The sequence below is a fragment of the Chryseobacterium lathyri genome (genome assembly GCF_003290185.1).
Classification (GTDB): Bacteria; Bacteroidota; Bacteroidia; order Flavobacteriales; family Weeksellaceae; genus Chryseobacterium; species Chryseobacterium lathyri.
Map to the genome: position 1 here is coordinate 189,359 of NZ_QNFY01000001.1, position 18,944 is coordinate 208,302.

The 18,944-nt window shown below is 36.3% G+C and carries 21 protein-coding genes; 12 read left to right on the forward strand and 9 right to left on the reverse strand.

Annotated elements, in window-relative coordinates:
* Positions 1–4: 4 nt before the first annotated feature.
* The 5 genes from DRF61_RS00795 to DRF61_RS00815 all read right to left on the reverse strand — a co-directional run bounded on the left by DRF61_RS00795 (position 5) and on the right by DRF61_RS00815 (position 4,781).
* Positions 5–2,863, reverse strand: coding sequence for a heavy metal translocating P-type ATPase (locus DRF61_RS00795; RefSeq protein ID WP_111953087.1), 2,859 nt, complete (start codon positions 2,861–2,863; stop codon positions 5–7).
* A 199-nt stretch (positions 2,864–3,062) separates the two neighbouring features.
* Entirely contained in the window at positions 3,063–3,623 is a 561-nt protein-coding gene (locus tag DRF61_RS00800; RefSeq protein WP_111953089.1) for a helix-turn-helix domain-containing protein, read from the reverse strand.
* Positions 3,620–4,012 (reverse strand): acyl-CoA thioesterase, encoded by a 393-nt coding sequence (locus DRF61_RS00805; protein WP_111953091.1) that lies wholly within the window; start codon positions 4,010–4,012, stop codon positions 3,620–3,622. The genes DRF61_RS00800 and DRF61_RS00805 overlap by 4 nt, the downstream gene beginning before the upstream one ends.
* A 95-nt stretch (positions 4,013–4,107) precedes the next feature.
* Positions 4,108–4,518: a DUF6157 family protein gene (locus tag DRF61_RS00810; protein WP_111953093.1), complete on the reverse strand. Its 411-nt coding sequence runs from the start codon at positions 4,516–4,518 to the stop codon at positions 4,108–4,110.
* Positions 4,519–4,577: 59 nt separating this feature from the next.
* Complete coding sequence (locus tag DRF61_RS00815; protein WP_111953095.1) at positions 4,578–4,781, reverse strand: helix-turn-helix domain-containing protein; 204 nt, start codon at positions 4,779–4,781, stop codon at positions 4,578–4,580.
* 310 nt (positions 4,782–5,091) lie between these two features.
* Between DRF61_RS00815 and DRF61_RS00820 the strand changes: the two genes are divergently transcribed.
* Positions 5,092–5,460 (forward strand): RNA recognition motif domain-containing protein, encoded by a 369-nt coding sequence (locus DRF61_RS00820; protein WP_111953097.1) that lies wholly within the window; start codon positions 5,092–5,094, stop codon positions 5,458–5,460.
* Between the two features lie 172 nt (positions 5,461–5,632).
* Here DRF61_RS00820 and DRF61_RS00825 read toward each other — a convergent pair whose 3' ends face one another.
* Genes DRF61_RS00825 through DRF61_RS00835 form a run of 3 tightly spaced genes read right to left on the reverse strand, consistent with a single transcriptional unit; the run spans position 5,633 to position 8,539 of the window.
* Positions 5,633–7,423, reverse strand: a complete 1,791-nt coding sequence (locus DRF61_RS00825) for a DUF4153 domain-containing protein (RefSeq protein ID WP_111953099.1) — start codon at positions 7,421–7,423, stop codon at positions 5,633–5,635.
* A gap of 18 nt (positions 7,424–7,441) precedes the next feature.
* The gene (locus DRF61_RS00830; protein WP_111953101.1) at positions 7,442–7,927 is read right to left on the reverse strand and encodes a BlaI/MecI/CopY family transcriptional regulator; all 486 of its coding nucleotides are present in this window, start codon (positions 7,925–7,927) and stop codon (positions 7,442–7,444) included.
* Positions 7,928–7,936: 9 nt separating this feature from the next.
* Positions 7,937–8,539 (reverse strand): phosphatase PAP2 family protein, encoded by a 603-nt coding sequence (locus DRF61_RS00835; RefSeq protein ID WP_111953103.1) that lies wholly within the window; start codon positions 8,537–8,539, stop codon positions 7,937–7,939.
* Positions 8,540–8,663: 124 nt separating this feature from the next.
* Between DRF61_RS00835 and pdhA the strand changes: the two genes are divergently transcribed.
* Positions 8,664–9,665, forward strand: coding sequence for a pyruvate dehydrogenase (acetyl-transferring) E1 component subunit alpha (pdhA, locus tag DRF61_RS00840; RefSeq protein ID WP_111953105.1), 1,002 nt, complete (start codon positions 8,664–8,666; stop codon positions 9,663–9,665).
* 87 nt (positions 9,666–9,752) lie between these two features.
* Positions 9,753–11,366, forward strand: a complete 1,614-nt coding sequence (locus DRF61_RS00845) for a pyruvate dehydrogenase complex dihydrolipoamide acetyltransferase (RefSeq protein ID WP_111953107.1) — start codon at positions 9,753–9,755, stop codon at positions 11,364–11,366.
* A gap of 117 nt (positions 11,367–11,483) precedes the next feature.
* Here the strand turns inward: DRF61_RS00845 and DRF61_RS00850 are convergent, their stop codons facing one another.
* Positions 11,484–11,867, reverse strand: a complete 384-nt coding sequence (locus DRF61_RS00850; protein WP_111953112.1) for a helix-turn-helix domain-containing protein — start codon at positions 11,865–11,867, stop codon at positions 11,484–11,486.
* Between the two features lie 145 nt (positions 11,868–12,012).
* On the opposite strand from DRF61_RS00850, the gene DRF61_RS00855 reads away from it, so the two are divergent.
* From DRF61_RS00855 to DRF61_RS00895, 9 genes are all read left to right on the forward strand, one after another.
* On the forward strand, positions 12,013–13,512 hold the full coding sequence (locus DRF61_RS00855; RefSeq protein ID WP_111953114.1) for a hypothetical protein: 1,500 nt from the start codon (positions 12,013–12,015) through the stop codon (positions 13,510–13,512).
* 11 nt (positions 13,513–13,523) lie between these two features.
* Positions 13,524–14,108, forward strand: a complete 585-nt coding sequence (locus DRF61_RS00860) for a DUF6705 family protein (RefSeq protein ID WP_146896913.1) — start codon at positions 13,524–13,526, stop codon at positions 14,106–14,108.
* Positions 14,108–14,680, forward strand: coding sequence for a DUF6705 family protein (locus DRF61_RS00865; RefSeq protein WP_111953118.1), 573 nt, complete (start codon positions 14,108–14,110; stop codon positions 14,678–14,680). Before DRF61_RS00860 ends, DRF61_RS00865 begins: the two co-directional genes overlap by 1 nt.
* Complete coding sequence (locus tag DRF61_RS00870) at positions 14,680–15,246, forward strand: DUF6705 family protein (protein ID WP_146896910.1); 567 nt, start codon at positions 14,680–14,682, stop codon at positions 15,244–15,246. The genes DRF61_RS00865 and DRF61_RS00870 overlap by 1 nt, the downstream gene beginning before the upstream one ends.
* A 73-nt stretch (positions 15,247–15,319) precedes the next feature.
* Entirely contained in the window at positions 15,320–15,796 is a 477-nt protein-coding gene (locus DRF61_RS00875) for a hypothetical protein (protein ID WP_111953122.1), read from the forward strand.
* A gap of 195 nt (positions 15,797–15,991) precedes the next feature.
* Positions 15,992–16,660 (forward strand): ABC transporter ATP-binding protein, encoded by a 669-nt coding sequence (locus tag DRF61_RS00880; protein WP_111953124.1) that lies wholly within the window; start codon positions 15,992–15,994, stop codon positions 16,658–16,660.
* Positions 16,661–16,676: 16 nt separating this feature from the next.
* Positions 16,677–17,255, forward strand: a complete 579-nt coding sequence (locus DRF61_RS00885; RefSeq protein WP_111953126.1) for a murein L,D-transpeptidase catalytic domain-containing protein — start codon at positions 16,677–16,679, stop codon at positions 17,253–17,255.
* A gap of 34 nt (positions 17,256–17,289) precedes the next feature.
* Positions 17,290–17,967 (forward strand): RadC family protein, encoded by a 678-nt coding sequence (gene radC / locus DRF61_RS00890; protein ID WP_111953128.1) that lies wholly within the window; start codon positions 17,290–17,292, stop codon positions 17,965–17,967.
* A complete protein-coding gene (locus DRF61_RS00895; protein WP_111953130.1) occupies positions 17,964–18,875 on the forward strand; it encodes a hypothetical protein in 912 nt (303 codons plus the stop codon). Before radC ends, DRF61_RS00895 begins: the two co-directional genes overlap by 4 nt.
* Positions 18,876–18,944: the final 69 nt, after the last annotated feature.

Below are 18,944 nucleotides of genomic sequence, written 5' to 3' on the forward strand. Positions count from 1 at the left end.
AACTTTATTTTATATCTGCATCCAGATCTACAGAGTTCAGCCGTAGTGAGTTCAGGATAACAGAAAGTGAACTGACGCTCATGGCTGCTGCTGCAATCATAGGGGACAGCAGTATTCCAAAGAAAGGATACAATAATCCTGCCGCTACCGGAATTCCCAGCACATTATAGATAAATGCAAAAAACAGATTTTCTTTAATATTCCTAAGAAGTTTTTCGCTTAATAATTTAGCTTTTGCTACGCCTAAAATATCGCCTTTCAAAAGAGTGATTTCAGCACTTTCCATGGCAACATCGGTCCCTGTTCCCATGGCGATTCCTATATCAGACTGCGCCAGAGCAGGGGAGTCATTAATCCCGTCTCCGGTCATCGCTACAATTTTACCCTGCTGCTGAAGTTTTTTTACTTCATTCAGCTTGTCTTCCGGAAGGCAGCCAGCTTTATAATGTTTGATTCCCAATTCGTCAGCAACCGCTTTAGCCGTATGTTCATTATCTCCGGTCATCATGATCACGTCAATTCCTTCATTCATCAGACGCTGAACCGCTTTTTTGGAAGTTTCTTTAATTTTATCGGTAAAGCTGATGAAACCTAATACCGTTTTTTCCTGAGCAATATAAGAGATGGTATGTGCCTTTGACTGCACTTCTACAGCTTTTTGTTTTAATTCCTGGGGGATAGAGAGGCTGCTGGAGGTCAGAAGGCTTTCATTTCCTAAATAAACTGTTTTTCCATTGATATTCCCCTGAACTCCTTTTCCTGAAATATTTTCAAAATGCTCTACCTTTTCAGCCGTTAAATTTTCTTCTTTTGCTCTTTTGATCACGGCATTGGATAAGGGATGTTCTGAGTTTTGGTTTAGGGAAAAAGCAAGTTTCAGGATCTCATTTTTATTTTCGTTTCCTGTAGTTTCAATATGTTCTACAGACGGTTTTCCTTCTGTTAAAGTCCCTGTTTTGTCTGTAATCAGAACATTAACTTTATGCATCTGTTCCAGTGCCTCTGCATTTTTGATGAGTATTCCGCTTTTAGCTCCTTTCCCGATTCCAACCATCAGGGACATCGGAGTTGCCAGACCAAGCGCACAGGGACAGGCAACAATGAGAACTGCAACCGCATTCACAAAAGCAAATAGGCTTCTTTTCCCTTCCGGCCCGAAAAACTGCCATAAAACAAAGGTAAGAACAGCAATCAGAATCACAACAGGAACAAAAACTTTAGAAACCTTGTCGGTCAGTTTCTGTATCGGGGCTCTGCTTCGGCTGGCTTCATTCACCATTTTAATGATCTGCGAAAGAAGGGTTTCATCACCTACTTTTTCAGCTTTCATGATGAATACTTTGTTTCCATTGATGGTTCCCGAAGAAACTTTATCATCGATATTTTTCTCTACAGGCACGGGCTCTCCTGTGATCATGCTTTCATCGACCAAAGAGCTTCCTTCTGTTATCTTGCCGTCCACAGGGATTTTTTCACCCGGTTTTACCTTTAAAAGATCTCCGATTTTTACATGGGAAAGCAATACTCTTTTTTCTTCTCCGTTGATGATGAGATTGGCTTCGTCAGGAGAAAGGTTCATCAATTCCTTGATGGCATTTCCCGTTTTTTTATGAGCAGCGGCTTCCATCAGCTGTCCTAAAATTACCAAGGTTAGAATAACGCAGACCGCTTCAAAATACAATGGAATTTCATGATTATGACCTCTGATTTCATGAGGAATGATATCAGGAAAGAACAATGCAGCAATGCTAAAAATAAAGGCTGCTGCAACCCCTAAAGCAATCAGGCTGAACATATTTAAATTCCAGGTTTTAAACGAAACCCAGCCTCTTTTCAGCAGGAACCATCCTGAATAAAACATCACAGGAAGCGTCAAGGCAAGCTCTATGAATCCCTGTACTGTATGGGAAAAAGGAAAATTGATGAACATTCCACCCATGGAAAGAATAAAAACCGGAATAGTGAAGGCAAGAGAAATCATGAATTTCCTTTTCAGGATATTGTAGGTTTCATCCTCTTCATCTTCTCCGCTGTCTGGCATTCTTACCAGATCCATTCCGCATATCGGGCAGTCTCCAGGCTCGTCACGAATGATCTCCGGATGCATGGGACAGGTGTATTTTGCAGTTTTCTTTTCCGGATATTTTACCAGATCCATTCCGCAGACAGGACAACCTACGTTAGAATCATAAGTTTTATCCCCTTCACAGTACATCGGACAGTAATACTTTCCGGCCATATCATCTGTCACTTTGGGAGCTTCATGATGATGGCTGTGATCGTGATGGTGGGAATGAGCATGCTGATGGCCTTGTGAGGCTGCATTTTTCGCAAGATCTTCTGTGATTTCTTCCAGATGCATATGGCAAACCGGACAGTCACCTTTTTCGTCATATACTTTATCCCCTTCACAGAACATTGGGCAATAGTATTTTCCCATGCTGTCTTTAAAATTGGCTGGTAGATTTGAAGAAGAGTAGGTGGGTTTATGATTTGGATCTTTAGCATGTTTTTCCTCGATGGGAACCAGATACATATTACAAACCGGGCATCTTTCACCTTGTTTAAAGTATACTTTGTCACCCTCGCATTCCATTGGACAATAATAAACTGAAGACGGAGAAACCCTGTCCTGAGGTTTTACAAATGTAGTTTCGGGCTTCTTAGGGTCTTCCAGTCTGTATTTATCTCCTAAAGCGTTATTTAAAACTGATAGTTCAATTTCTTTATCGGAAGTGATGGTTGCTGTATTATTCTCCAGATTTACATCGGCGCTAACTCCCTCAATAGCGTTGAGCTTTTCAGAAATTTTTTTCTGACAGCCGGAGCACGTCATTCCGAGTATATTATATTGTCTGTTCATGATCCTTGAATTTATACTACAAATTTCCAAAATGAATTGGTAAGGCTGTTATAAATTTAAGGATAATAGTTATAGAATTTTGCCTGCGGTGTGAGTGGGCGAATCGGAGGGTTTGAGTGTCTTAGAGTGGGGGAGCTTAATACCGTAATTATTGAGTATTTTAAAACACCTTTACTCTAGAACTCTCTCACATTCCAACTCAGAAACTATCCAATGTTTTCCTTTGATGATCCTTCAGTTTTTTAAATTCGGTAGGCGTAAATCCGGTAATATTCCTGAATTGGGAAGAAAGGTGCTGAACGCTTTTGTAGCCGAGCTTGCCAGCGATTTCCGTAAGGGTGAATTCATTATAAAGAAGCAGTTCTTTTACTTTTTCGATTTTGTGAAGAATAAAGAACTGTTCTAGGGTAATGTTTTCGTTCTGCGAAAAGGTTTTGGAAAGAGAACTGTAATCTTTTGGGATTTTTGAGCTTAAAAACTCAGAGAGAAGAAAGTTTTCATCAATATCCAGCTCACTGATCTTGATGATGATGATGTTTTTGATCTTATCGACAAGCTGGTGAGCGGAATCCTTGATTCTTTCAAAACCTGTATCCTGCAGACTATTTTCTATAGCTTTCATTTTCTCAGCTGAAATGTCGGTTCCGGTTTCAACTTCTCCTAATGTAACAGAGCTTACTGCTATACCAGCATCGCTGAATATTTTTTCCACTGCAGAAATGCAGCGGTTGCAGACCATATTCTTCACAAAAATTTTCATGGCTTGCTCAGTCTGTCTTTTACAAATTCAATCTGTGTTTTTCCGTGAGGAGCCGGGTTTCCCTCGTTGTCCAGGTTCACCATGACAATTTTATCAACGGTAATAATGGTCTGGTGGGTCATTTTGTTTCTTACATCACATTTTAAGGTGACGGATGAAGATCCGAAGTGCGTAGCTTCAATCCCGATTTCTATAATATCTCCCTGTTTTGCAGAGCTCACAAAATTAATTTCCGAAATAAATTTTGTAACCACTTTTGTATTTTCCAGCTGAATAATTGCGTAAAGCGCCGCCTCTTCATCGATCCACTGTAAAAGTCTCCCTCCGAAAAGAGAATGATTGGGATTCAGGTCTTCGGGTTTTACCCATTTTCTGGTATGATAGTTCATGTTTTAATAATTTACTTCACAAATTTAGTGTTAAAAACTGGTTTTATCAAAGAAACAGTATTTACTGATCTTAAGGAAATGATTCATTTTCTCAATCATATTTTCTTGGAACGCATCGCTTTTACTTTTTTCACGGTAGGATCATTTAAAAATTTTTGATATTCTTTACTCTCAACGGGGAATATTGCTACTTTACCTTCGTCATTGTGATGGGTTCCGAACCCATAACGTTTGGATAGAGGAGAGGATCTGAGGCAGGGCTGTCCTTTGGAGAAGAACTGTATCCTTGCCAGCTGTTTTTCGCTTTCCGGAATATCATTTTTCAGAGCATAACATTCGAATATGATATCATCCGAAGTGTAGTGGTAAGGATTTTTCATGATCTGCTCATACTGAAGCTCTGCCAGTGTCTTTATTTTCTTTTCAGGCGGTGTCTCGGCCTGGGAAACAGGACAATCATCGGCAACTTCAATAAAGGTGTTGGTATAATTTGTAGTATGTTTCATAAAGATGTTGTCAATAAAGGTTAACTATTAATGGCATTATTCCTGATTATAAATTCAGGTTACTCTTTGAATTCTAAAATATCACCGGGCTGGCAGTCCAGAGTTTTGCAGATGGCATCAAGCGTACTGAAGCGGATCGCTTTTGCTTTTCCGGTTTTTAGATTGGATAGATTGGATAACGTAAGATTTATTTTTTCTGAAAGCTCATTCAGTGACATTTTTCTCTTAGCCATCATCACATCAAGGTTTATTATAATAGGCATAAGGCTGTATTTATCTTTAAAAAGGATGTTTTTTGCACGTTTACAGAATCGTTTTTATTATGTTAACTAACTTTAACTTTTGGTAAATTTCAATATAATTTTATTATAAAACAATACTTATTTATTATTAATCAATAAAAAATAGCTTTTGACTCCTTGAAACATGACAAATACTTTAAAAAAAACTTTGATTTAAAATTTTTAATTGTATCTTGCATACGTTTATATTTGGAATCAATATTTGTTCATTAATTTATGTTGTTTTTCTTTTATATACCAAATTTTTATTAATTTTTAATTTTTATTTAAAATGAACATTTTTGTTTCAAACATCAATTACGCAACTAAAGAGTATGAGTTGCACGATCTATTTGCAGAATTTGGTGATGTATCATCAGCTAAAATTGTTACAGACAGAGAAACTGGCCGTTCAAGAGGTTTCGGTTTTGTAGAAATGGGTGATGAAGAAGGAAAGCAAGCTATCGAGGCTCTTAACCAGAAAGAATTTAACGGAAAAGAGTTAAACGTATCAGAAGCTAAACCAAGAGAAGAAAAACCAAGAAGAAGCTTTGACAACAACAGAAGCGGCGGATACGGCGGTGGAAACAACCGTGGTAATGGCGGCGGCGGATACGGCGGTGGAAATAACCGTGGTAACGGCGGCGGAAACCGTTGGTAAAAAAATATAAGGCGGCTTTTTAGCCGCTTTTTTTATGGACTATTTATCCCTTCCTGATGTAATTGCAGGAAGGGATACTTATTTTTATCTGTTTTCTATTGAGAACCATATAATTAATCTGAATTATAGAACACTAAATAAATAAAGCGACAATTAAGCCACTTTATGAGTTTTATTTTTCTTTGATCAATAATGCTGCATTATTATAAAATATGGTCTTTTGTTTGTTGTAAGGAGAGCTGTCTCTTGAGATATTCTGAAAAACTATTTTGATATGGTATTTCCCCAAATCGCTTTCCATAGAGATTTCTTTCATTTTTATGGTTCCCGAATGGCTGGCGTTGTTTTCGAATAGCTTATCTATCACCGGACTGAAATCTACCGTCTCTTCTGAATTGAGAATCACCTTTATCGTTTTTCCATTATTAACTCCGGTCTGGCTGTCTATCAAAAATGTATCTCCATTAATATCTTTCAATTGCTGATTATAGCTGTCAAAATTAATTAAATACTGATAACCCTGAATGTTGATTACTTTTGATTCCGAGTCTAAAACAAGCCTTTCATATTCTGATCCATCCGAAGTTTTATTGACATGTATAAAAGCATTTCTAAGGGTACTGCTGATTAGCGAAGAACGAACGTTCTCAAAGTCTCCTGCTAAAAGATCGTGTGTTTTGCCGGCAGTCAGATTCAGTAAAAAATCTTTTTGCTTTCTTTCAGCCAGGAACTCAAATTTATCAGTAATTTCGTTAACGAGAGTGTCAGATACTTTTTTCTGAAAATCTATTTTGTTATTAACCAGAAGTTTATTTTTATCCAGAAGAGTGATCAATTGGTTTTTCTGGCTTCTTTTGGCTACACTGAATGCATTTAAATAAGGAAAGATCAACGAAAAAGCTCCAAACGCAAATAAGCTGATGGGAATAAATTTTATGCTTGCCTTTTTATTTAAAACAAAATAAGAAACTACACCCAGCAGCCATAGCGCCAATAGCAAAACGAAGTATCTGGGTTCTGTGTAGCCGTATTCCAGGATCCTTGTAAATATGGCCGTAAATAATAAAACAAGTAACGGAATTATGGTGTAGTAAAACAGTTTTGAAAATACTTTGACCCACGATTTTGCTTTTTCCTCTTTAAGCGGATAGACAAGCAATAAAGCAAGGATACCAATAATACTGTAAGCCAGGACCAGATAAGAAACCCATCCTCTCGGAAGTTCCCAGTTGATAACTATTTTAAATGAGTAAACATACAGGATGACCAGATAAATGAAAAGCAGCGGAATCAGGACAAACTGGGTGAAAAACTTTAAAATCACCGGATAGGTACTGTCTTTTTCCAGATAGCTTAGCCCGGTTTCATTGAAAAGGAGAAAGATAAAACTGCTCCCAAAAATGGCCAGGACATAGAACGTATCGGCATATAGGTTATCACTGAAATTAAAATCAAATAATTTGTCAACTGCCAGGATGGCCAGCTCTACACCTCCTGTAAGTACTCCTGTAAAAATAGCGGTCAGGAAAATATTAACAAAAAGATTTTTATTGTACTGCCAGAAATTAAGCTCCCTGTTCTTTTCGAGAAAGGCACCAAAGGAAACCAGTAAGTGAGAAAGAAGAAGAGTAATAGCGATGATGAAGCCATGAACTTCGGTAAAATCCCTCTCTTTTGCAGGTAAAATGAAAAAAAATCCTATCAGGAAAACTGTTCCCAATATTTCCAGTAAAAGTCTTTTTCCGATCCTTTGGGAAAGGATTTTCAAAGCAAACATAAGGGAAATACCGAGACAGCAGCAAATAGTAAATTTCGAATGAATGAATAACGATTCACGGTCATATTTGCTGTCCAGCATACGGATGGCTCCCACAGAAGAGAGCAGTCCCATTAATAAAACCATCGGATAGCGCGACAGAACATCCTGTGCCTTCTCTGTTATTTCCCGGATTTTCGTTTTCATGATTCGTGTATTTTGTGCTTAGTCTTTTTTCTTTTTTTTCTTCTTGTCTTTATCCTTATCTTTTGTTTTACTCTTTTTAACTTTTTTAGGATTTAAGATCTCATCTGCATATTCAAATTTCGGTTCCTCAATTTTTGTAGGAATAATCTCAATTTTCAGATCAAAATAATTCTTCAGATCATCCTGTGATATTAATTTTTCATTGAATAAAAACTCCAGCATTTCCTTTCCGGAATCATTGAAAAAATTATGAGCAAGCTCTTTCAGCAAGAATTTACGGTATTCTTCCATAGGGACAACTACGGTGTATTTGAAGATTCTTCCTTCCTTTTGAGTGGTGATATAACCTTTTTCCACCAATATTTTAAGGTAAGTAGAAACAGTGTTCTGGTGCGGCTTTGGTTCAGGATGCTGCTCCATGATGTCTTTAAGATAAAAAGATTCAAGCTTCCAAAACAGCTTCATAAAATTTTCCTCAGCACCGGTAAGATGATTTATTTTCATAGAAAGTTCTTAATGTTGAAATTGTATATTGCAATAAAGATAAATAAAAGATACCACAAATGCTATTCCGGCACCCATAAATACTTCCTTTATTGTATGTCTTTTTAAAATGATTCTTGTAATTCCCACTAAAGCAGCAATTCCCAGCCATACCAGTCCTGCTTTCCAGTCCAATGTGAAAAATAAGGCAGCAACAAATACATTAAATGCTGTATGCATCGAGCTTTTAATAAAGAAGTTACTGATCTGCATAGTAAAAACAAGGATCAGGACAAACAGCATGACGAGATCAATATACCCGTTTCTTACATAATTGAAAATAAGATAAGTAACCACGCAGGCCGCAATAAAAATATAGAGTGTTTTCCTTTGAATACGGTTCGAAACGTCCATATTCGTATATCTTCCAGTCTTTACATTCCAAACCAGCCAGATTACAACCGGTGCAATAATCATTAATAATATAGGAACAAAATAAAGAAGAGAATCTTCGAGTGAATATTCCTTTATACTCATATAAACGAAAAAAATAAATAAAGAAATTAGCGGATTGAAAAAATCTGAGATGATTTTTGAAATTTTATGTACTGTTGAAGGCTGTTTTTCTTCCATGTTCAAGTTTAAAATTCAAATATAACACTATAAGCAAAAAAACAATTAGTATGTATACGATAAAAACAAAGTTTTTTTTATAATTTTGCTCAAATATTCATCATAAAAAAGCAAGAGCTAGCACATGAAAGAATTTTCTAAAGAGGTATACCTGAAGTGGTATGAAGATATGACTATGTGGAGAAGGTTTGAAGACAAATGCCGTTCTCTTTATCTAAAACAAAAGATCAGAGGTTTTTTACATTTGTATAACGGTCAGGAGGCTATCCCTGCCGGCTTCACGCATGCAATGGACTTAACGAAAGACAGTATGATTACTGCTTACAGATGCCACATCCATCCAATGGCGATGGGAGTAGATCCGAAGAGAATCATGGCTGAGCTTTGCGGTAAAGCTACCGGAACGTCCGGAGGTATGGGCGGTTCTATGCACATTTTCAGCAAAGAGCACCGTTTTTATGGCGGACATGGTATTGTCGGCGGACAGATTCCTTTGGGAGCTGGAATTGCTTTTGCAGATAAATATTTTGACAGAAAAGCTGTAAATATCTGTTTCTTCGGAGACGGGGCTGCAAGACAGGGATCGCTTCACGAAACATTCAATATGGCGATGAACTGGAAGCTTCCTGTAGTATTTGTTGTAGAAAACAACCAATATGCGATGGGAACTTCTGTAAAAAGAACAGCCAACCATGAAGATATCTACAAATTAGGTTTAGGATACGAAATGCCTTGCCTTGCCGTAGATGCAATGGATCCTGAGAAAGTGGCTGAAGCAGCTTACGAAGCTATTGAAAGAGCAAGAAGAGGAGACGGGCCTACTTTCATTGAAGCCAGAACTTACCGTTACAGAGGACACTCTATGTCTGATGCCGAGCCTTACAGAAGTAAAGAAGAAGTAGCGATTCACAAGAATGATGACCCTATGGAACTGGTAAAGCACAGAATTTTGGAAAATGGTTGGGCTACTGAAGCAGAATTAGAAACCATCGACAATAAATCAAGAGATTTTGTAGACGAATGTATCGAATTCATGGAAAATTCTCCATATCCGGATCCGGATAAGGTGTATGAATATGTTTATGCTCAGGAAAACTATCCATTCTTAGATAAATTAGAAAACTAAAATAATTTGCTGATCCAATGATAGATGATGCGAAAAGCATTGATTTCTATTATTAATCACCATATTAAAAAAATAATACAATAAATTATGGCAGAAGTAATTACGATGCCCCGCCTTTCTGATACTATGACGGAAGGTAAGGTGGCGAAATGGCATAAAAAAGTAGGAGATAAAGTAAAAGAAGGAGATATTTTAGCCGAAATTGAAACAGATAAAGCTGTTCAGGATTTCGAATCTGAAATAGAAGGAACTCTTTTATATATTGGGGTAGAAGAAGGCGCTGCTGCTGCTGTAGATTCTGTTTTAGCGATTATTGGGAATGAAGGTGAGGATATTTCAGGACTGACTGGCGGAGCTGCTGCTCCTGCTGCAGGTGCTTCTGAAGAGAAGAAGTCTGAAGAAGAATCCAAAACAGAAAATAAGGCTACAAGTGTTGAGCAGACTACTGCGGAAGTTCCTGCAGGTGTAGAAATTATTACAATGCCAAGACTTTCCGATACGATGACGGAAGGTAAAGTGGCAAAATGGCATAAAAATGTAGGCGATACCGTAAAAGAAGGAGATCTTCTTGCTGAGATCGAAACAGATAAAGCGGTTCAGGATTTTGAATCTGAATTCAACGGGGTATTATTGAAGCAGGGCGTAGAAGAAGGTGGTGCTGCTCCGGTAGATTCAGTATTGGCGATCATCGGTCCGGAAGGAACAGATGTTTCTGCTGTAGGTGCTCCAAAAGCAGCGGCTCAGGCCTCTGAAAAACCGGCTGAACAGAAAACTGAAGCAAAAGCAGAAGAAAAAGCGGCTCCGGCAGCAAGTTCTTCATCTTCAGACAGGGTAGCAATTTCCCCGTTAGCTAAGAAAATGGCTCAGGATAAAGGTGTTGACATCAACAGTGTTCACGGTTCAGGAGAAAACGGAAGAATTGTTAAAAAAGATATTGAAAACTATCAGCCTTCCCAGGCACAGGCTCAACCGGCTGCTCCTGCTCCTGCAGCGGCTCAGGTTGCACTAAGCTTTGTTCAGGGTGAAGATACGGAGACTCCAAACTCTCAGGTAAGAAATATTATTGCAAAACGTCTTGCTGAAAGTAAATTCTCAGCGCCTCACTATTATCTGATGGTGGAGATCAATATGGATAAAGCAATTGAGGCCAGAAAAGAAATCAATTCTTTACCGGATACGAAAATCTCTTTCAATGATATGATCATTAAGGCAACTGCTGTTGCTTTAAGAAAACATCCTCAGGTGAACTCAAGCTGGGCAGGGGATAAGATCATCCACAGAGGAAATATCAATGTGGGGGTAGCAGTGGCTATTCCTGACGGATTAGTGGTTCCTGTACTTAAAAATACAGACCAGATGAACTACACTCAGATCTCTGCAGCAGTAAAAGATATGGCTTCAAGAGCTAAAAGCAAAGGCCTTAAAGCTAATGAAATGGAAGGTTCTACATTCTCCATCTCCAACCTGGGTATGTTCGGAATCGAGACCTTTACAAGTATCATTAACCAGCCGAACTCTGCTATCCTTTCAGTAGGAGCGATCATCGAAAAACCGATCGTTAAAGACGGTCAAATCGTGGTAGGAAATATCATGAAGCTTTCATTAGCATGTGACCACAGAGTGGTAGACGGTGCTACGGGAGCCCAGTTCTTACAGACTTTAAAAACATATCTGGAAAGTCCTTTAACCCTGTTACTGTAACAGTTCAGATTGTACATATTAAAACCTCTCACTTTGAGAGGTTTTTTTGTATTTAAATTTTAATTATACAGAATTGTTTTTCGAGGAGCGAAACTGCTTTTCCGGGAGGGTAGAAGATTATTTGGTGCCTTCTGCCTTATTTTTCCAGTATTCAACCTGTTCTTTTAGCTCTTTGATACGTTCTTCGTACTGCACTATAAGTTTTTCGGGAGTATTATAATTAATTGTCTGATTTTGAATTACACCGCTTGCATTATCATTAGACGATTCATTATTGTTATTAACCTGTAAATAGCCTTCTTCCGGTTTCAGAATCTCTTCCATTGTCACATCCAGAGAAGTGCAGATATTTTCGATATGATTTACCCACGAATTGGTTTCCCCATTTTCTATCCTTTGGTACGTGGAGCGTGAAATATGCAGCTTTTCTGCCAGTTCTTCCTGGGAGATTCCTTTGTCCTCTCTGTACTTTCTTATTCTCTTCCCGATGGTTGCATTCATTGCTAAATAATTTGATGAACAAATATAATTTTTTTTCGAACATAATGATGCATCAGAAATAGGGCATTGCCATTTTATTTTTTTCTCACATCTTTGGGAGTATAAATTTTTATTATATTTAACAACTTAAAAACACAAACAATCTATGAGAAAAAAATTATTTCTCCGGCTATTTCTATTGATAGCCCTCAGCACTTTGCTGTATTCCTGCCGGACAGAAGAGGAGCTGAACCCCAAAAACGGTGAAGCCGGAAATTTGCGGTATGGCATATCCAAAGAAGTCTTTATGGGAAGTTTATTTGTCACAGGTCTGAAAAGCAACAGCTCCAAAAATGTAGCCTCTGCCCTCACAGCAGAAGAGCTGGTAGAAAGACTGGACTTGGAAAAAGCCCACTTGAATTCCAATAATGGGAAAGAAGTTTTTCATGTGCCTGTAAGAACATTTGGAAGCTACAAAAGGTCGCTCCTGTCTATATCTGGAAACGGAAACTCCATGGCTGTTCTATTGACCTATCCCAATCCGGAAGATCAAAGGCTTTTTTATATAACGGACCTCAACGGAAACCTTCTGAAGGAAGTGAAGATAGGAGACGATGGGAAAGAACTTCCAGCTTCTCCCACTTCAAAGAAATCCAGCATAGCGGGCAAAAGTGATGATTTATGTGAGGAAGTAGTGTATGAAACCTGTAGTTCAGGGCAGCACAGTTTTGAAACAGGAAATGCATATCAATGCGAGTTTTGGCATAACCTACAGGGAGGTACGCCTCCAAAATTATTTAAAATAAACGGCATATGTGGCGGAACAGGAAGTGGTGGCGGTGGAACACCGATAGGTGGGGATGGATCTTCAGGCGGACATCCGGCAGGCGGAAGCAGTACTTCCCCTGTAGGTGGTGGAGGCCCTCCCAAATATGATTTTACCTCAGCTGATTGTGTACAAAATCTGGACTGTGAAAACTGTAATATACCGGGTGATACTAACAATGACTGTAAGCTGAGTTATGATGAAGCAATAGCCTTTAATAATAATCCATGTGAAAAAACAAAAGGCATCATTAATAACCCAAAAACCAAAACTGCAATAGATGATATGAAAAACCAGGCAGTATTGCCTGCTTCAGATCCTAATAGCGGAGAAATTGGATATAAATTTCAGGCAGACGGAACTCCATCTACAAAAATTATAGGAGGTGCCCATAATGTGAATTTTGGTGATAAGACAGGATATGCAGGAGGTTATCATAATCATACTCTTGAAGGAATACCTATGCTTTCTCCACCAGATATAGAACAGCTGCTTCAATTTGTGTTGGCGCAAGGGAATTATGGAAATCCAAGTAATGCGTTTATGGGGATGGTAGCACCCAATGGCATGCATTATGTAGCAACTTTCAGCGGAAATTATAATGATGCTTTAATAAGTTTTTCACAACAGGATTTGAATAATTTTACAGATAATATGGCAATGAGAAAAGGCATGTATAATCCTTCTACTCCTAACGGATTTGAAAAACTTTTTTTTGCAATACTAAATGATATGTCACTTAATGGGAAGGTTAATTTGCAAAGAATAGAAAGTGATGGAACTATAAAAACAATAATTAAAAATAATGATGGAACTACAACAGCTGTTCCATGTCCCTAAAAAACAATATTATGAATAAGATAATTATAAAATTAACATTTGTCTTTATACTTTTTTGTACTTTTTCTTGTAAAGCACAGCAAGAATATCCTCTAAAGACGGATTATACAGAAATTCCTAATAACTCCTACTTAAAAGATTTTAACAACGAGCTGAATGTATTTGTAGGGAATTATACTGCTAATTTCCAAGACAAAAAAATCACACTATTTATTACAAAACAAAACTATCAGTTTTTTGATAGAGGTAAATATAAGTATTACAAAGATGTATTATCCATAAAATTCATTATTAAAAATTTATCAGGAACTATTCTTCAAGATACTCAAAATGTGGTTTTCCAGCCCAATGAATTAAAAAATACTATATATAGTAGATGGATTGAAACAACAGATAATAAATTATTATTATATTATGGCGGTACGAATTGTGGTGTAGGCTGGGGAGATATTTACTTAAAGAAAATAAATTCTACACAAATATCTTGGGAATATCGTCCTAATGATATTATACTTGACGACAGCAGATGTCCTCCGGGAACAGATATTAATATTTATCTTCCAGAGACAAAAGATTTAATTTTCACTAAACAGTAATGAGAAATTGGGGAATATGTTTGGGAATTCTTGCTGTGTTTTCATGTAAAGCACAGCAGGTTTATCCCTTAAAAACAGATCATACTGAAGTTGCTCAAAACTCTTATTTAAAAGATGTTAATAATGAATTGGATTCTTTTATAGGCACATGGCAAGGAAATTTTAATGGTAATTCAATTACTTTATTTGTAACAAAAGAAATACATAGATTTTTTAATGAAAATCAATATAAATATTATAAGGATATTTTATCTATAAAATATGTAATTAAAAATTCTTCTGGAGTGGTTCTTCAAAACACTCAAAATATGGTCTTTCCTGCAGAACAATTAAAGCATACTATTTATAGTCAATGGGCAGAGGATAGTGGGAATAGTCTCTTATTTTATTATGGAGGCACTAATTGTAGTGTTGGTTGGGGAAAAATTATATTGAAAAAATTAAGCTCTACACAAATTTCTTGGGAATATAGGCCTAATGATATTATCCTTGATGACAGCAAATGTCCTCCGGGAACAGATATAAATATTTATCTTCCGGAAACAAAAGATTTAATCTTTACTAAGCAATAGTGAAAGGTTTAATTATATGTTTAGGAATGTTTGTTGTGTTTTCTTGCAAAGCACAACAAACCTACCCTCTTAATACAGATTTTGAAGAAATACCGCAAGGTTCTTATTTAAAAGATTTAAATAATGAATTAACACCCTATACAGGAGAATATAAAGCTAATTTTCAAGGAAATGAAATTGTATTATTTATTAGCAAAGAAACAATGAAGTTTTTTAAATCATTAAACATTTATCAAGATGTACTATCAGTTAGATACATTGTTAAAAATTCAGCTGGAAATATCCTTCAAAATACACAAAATATGATTTTTGAACCTAATCAACTTCGACATACAATATATAGTCACGGAACATATCCTAGCAAAAATATTGTATGGTTTAATTACGGAGGTACAAATTGTAAGGTTGGTTGGGGAAGTATAGAACTAAAGAAAATAAATTCTACGCAAATTTCATGGGAATATAGGCCCAATGATATTATCCTTGATGACACCAGATGTCCCCCAGGAACAGATATAAATATTTATCTTCCGGAAACAAAAGATTTAATCTTTACTAAGCAATAGATAAACTTTGAAAACTAAGTTTTTATTAAGATGCAACATTAATTATCGTTGATATTGACTAAATTTATCATTGATGAAAGGTAAACTATTAATTATATTAACATTCCTTATAAGTTTCTTGTCTTTTTCTCAAGAAATTAACAAAATAGAATTTCATTATTCTAATTCAGTAATTATTGGAAGTGAAACTAATATAATTTTTGAATCTGTTAAAAAGAACAGGAGAAATAGAGTTAAGATTATAACCGAGCGGAAAAATGATTTTTTCACTCAAAAAATCACTCAAAAAAAGTTTTTAAAATTGTGTAAAGCAATTTCAAAAATTAATACTGTTACATATAATTTAATTAAGGGAAAAGATTCAATAAAGTATAACTGTATCGATGGTTCTGATATAATTATCACAACTTTTCAAAATAATATAAAAAAGCAATATTTTATAGAATGTTTAGCATCAGTGGATAAAGATTCTCATGACAGAAAAGACTTTTGGTACGCTGTTCAACTTATTGCAGAAAGTGTAGGAATAAGAATTGAAGATTTATATTAATAAACTGAAATTTAAAAAAATAATAAAACAATTTTGTAAGTCTCTCTTGAAACTGGACAGAAATAATTAAAAATATTAATGGAAAGGACTTATATAAATGAATAAGAGAAATCCAATATTACTAAAAGTAAAATAAAGTATAAACCGCTTCAAAAAGCGGTTTTTTATTTGCAGGTAAATCACTATTTTTGAATCATGATTAAAGCGAGTAATGTCCATAAATTTTATGGAAATTTAGAAGTACTGAAAGGAGTTGATATTCACATTAAAACAGGTGAAGTGGTTTCTATTGTAGGCGAATCCGGGGCAGGGAAGTCTACGTTGCTTCAGATCTTGGGAACGCTGGATCATCCCAGCAATTCCAATAAATACAACACCGAAATCAGCATTGCAGGCGAGTCTTTCATTAATATGAATGATAAGCAGCTTTCCAAATTCAGAAACCAGAACATTGGTTTTGTCTTTCAGTTTCACCAGCTTCTTCCGGAATTTACTGCTTTAGAAAATGTTTTGCTTCCGACAAAAATTGGAGGTGCCAATGAAAAGGAGGCCTTAGATAAAGCATATGCCTTATTTGAAGATCTTAAAATAGAACAGAGACTGCATCATAAGCCCAACCAGTTATCCGGAGGAGAGGCACAAAGGGTAGCCGTAGCAAGAGCCCTGATCAATTCTCCCAAGATTATTTTTGCAGATGAGCCTACAGGAAACTTAGACTCAAAAAATGCGGATGATCTTCACAGGTTATTTTTTGATCTTAGGGATAAATACAACCAGACTTTTGTTATTGTAACCCACAACCCAAACCTTGCCGAGATCACAGACCGTAAACTGGTTATGAAAGATGGAATGATCATCGAATAAAAATCATCTTACCTCAATGAAAAGATTTATTTTCCTGTTCCTTTTTATGATTTCCTGCTCCAAAGCTGAGTCTCAGGAAAGTAATGCTTCCGGTAGTCTTCCGGCAGCAAAGGTCCTGGAAATTAAAAATTTTGTGAAAGAGAAGAGCTATAACCAGGATATTGCTGTTTTTATCAATTTTAAGATTCATTCCGGGAAATACCGTTACTTTGTTTATGATCTGAAAAACGATAAAATATTGCAGAAAGCAATTGTTTCACATGGTTCAGGTTCGGTTATTAAGAATTTAGATGTTCTGAAATTCAGCAATACAGAAGGATCCTACCAGTCTTCACTGGGAAAGTATGAAATCCTGAACAGCTATAACGGAAAATTTGGAAAAGCTTACAGGCTAAACGGTCTGGATATTGATAACAGCAATGCGATGCAAAGGGCAATAGTCCTGCATTCTTTCGGATGCATTCCGGATCAGGAATCTCCGGCTCCTGCCTGCTTAAGCTTAGGATGTCCTATGCTCTCTGCCAATGCGTTGGTTCAGACGGCCCACTATCTCGACAAGTCAAAATATCCGGTGATATTGTATGCATTTTATTAAATTGATTCCTTATTTATAACTTTATAACACACAAATGACCATAAAATTCCTTGCCGAAGACGATAGGCCCAGAGAAAAATTTTTGCTGAAAGGAAAGAATTCCCTTTCCGATTCTGAACTTCTGGCGATCATTATGGGTAGCGGAAGCAAGGACGAGAGTGCATTGGAGTTAGCAAGAAAAATCCTTGCTTCAGTAAACAACAGCTGGCACCAGTTGAGCCTTCTTTCCAATAAAGAACTTATGAAATTCAAAGGAATTGGGCAGGTAAAAGCTGTTTCCATCATTGCTGCATTAGAAATAGGAAAGAGAAGAACTGTTCAGGAAATACCTGAGAAAGCTGTGATATCCAATAGTGATGATGCATATTTTATCCTTAAAAACCAGTTATCAGATTTAAGAACTGAAGAATTCTGGGCAATATTCCTGAATCAAAGCAATAAGGTAATTCATATCTCACAACTGACACAGGGTGGTATAAACCAGTCAATCGTAGATGTAAGAATTTTGTTTAAAACAGCCTTGGACCATTTTTCAACAGGAATTATTATCGCGCACAATCATCCGTCGGGAAGCCTGAAACCCAGTAAAGAGGATATCAACATTACAAAAAAAATAAATGAGGCAGGGAAAACATTAAGCATACAGCTTTTAGACCATATCATTGTGACGCAGGATGCCTACTTTAGTTTCTCAGATGAAGGATTATTATGATTAGAAGACTGAAATATAACGAGATTGATTTTAAAAAATATACTGACAGTCTGGAAAAGTCAGAACAGAGGAAATATTCAGCATCAAAAAGCTTTTTAGATGTGACGACGGATAAGCAATGGGATGTTTTGGTGTATAATGATTATAATGCTGTAATGCCTGTTCCTTTTATCCTTAAAAAAGGAATTAAAATTGTGCATAATCCGTTGATATGCCAACAGCTTGGCGTTTTTTCAGAAAAAGATGATAAGAAAATCAATGAAAAATTTTTGTATTTTCTCCAGAAAAATTACCTGATAAGAGCTTATCATTTTAATGAAACCAATAGTTTTGATTCAAAGCTAAAGACAAAGAAGAATTTTCTTTTATATCCTAATGAATATGCTAAAGTATTTGCTAAATATTCTCCCAAAAGAAAAAGAAAACTGAGATTGGATGATGAAGTGACGGAAAATTCAGAGCTTAAGGAAATACAGTACAAAGAAGCAGAAATTTTCATAAAAAACAATGTGATAGGGCTGGATAAAGAACATGATACAGACACTCTACTGAAAACGCTTGAAACATTTCATGCATCAAAGCATTTAAAATTTCTGGCCTTTTATTATCATCACGAAATCACTAATATGATCGCCATTTATTCGGATTACGATACCATTGCTCTTTTAGGAACCTTTAATGATAAAAAATATATTAAAATGGCCGGGGCATCTACGCTTATTGATCACGTAATCAAAGAGAATATTGAAAATTTTATTTTTGATTTTGAAGGAGGAAACCTTCCGAGTATTGAGGAGTTTTTCAGAGGCTTCCGACCGGAATTAAAACACTACGCAGTTATAGAAAATTCTAAAAAGACATTGATCAGGGATTTTGCCCGTTTTCTAATGAGAGGTAAACTTTCTTAAGATGAATATCATGTCTATTTCGTTATTTAGAATGATTTTAATTAAATATTATTCCGTACCTTTATAAAG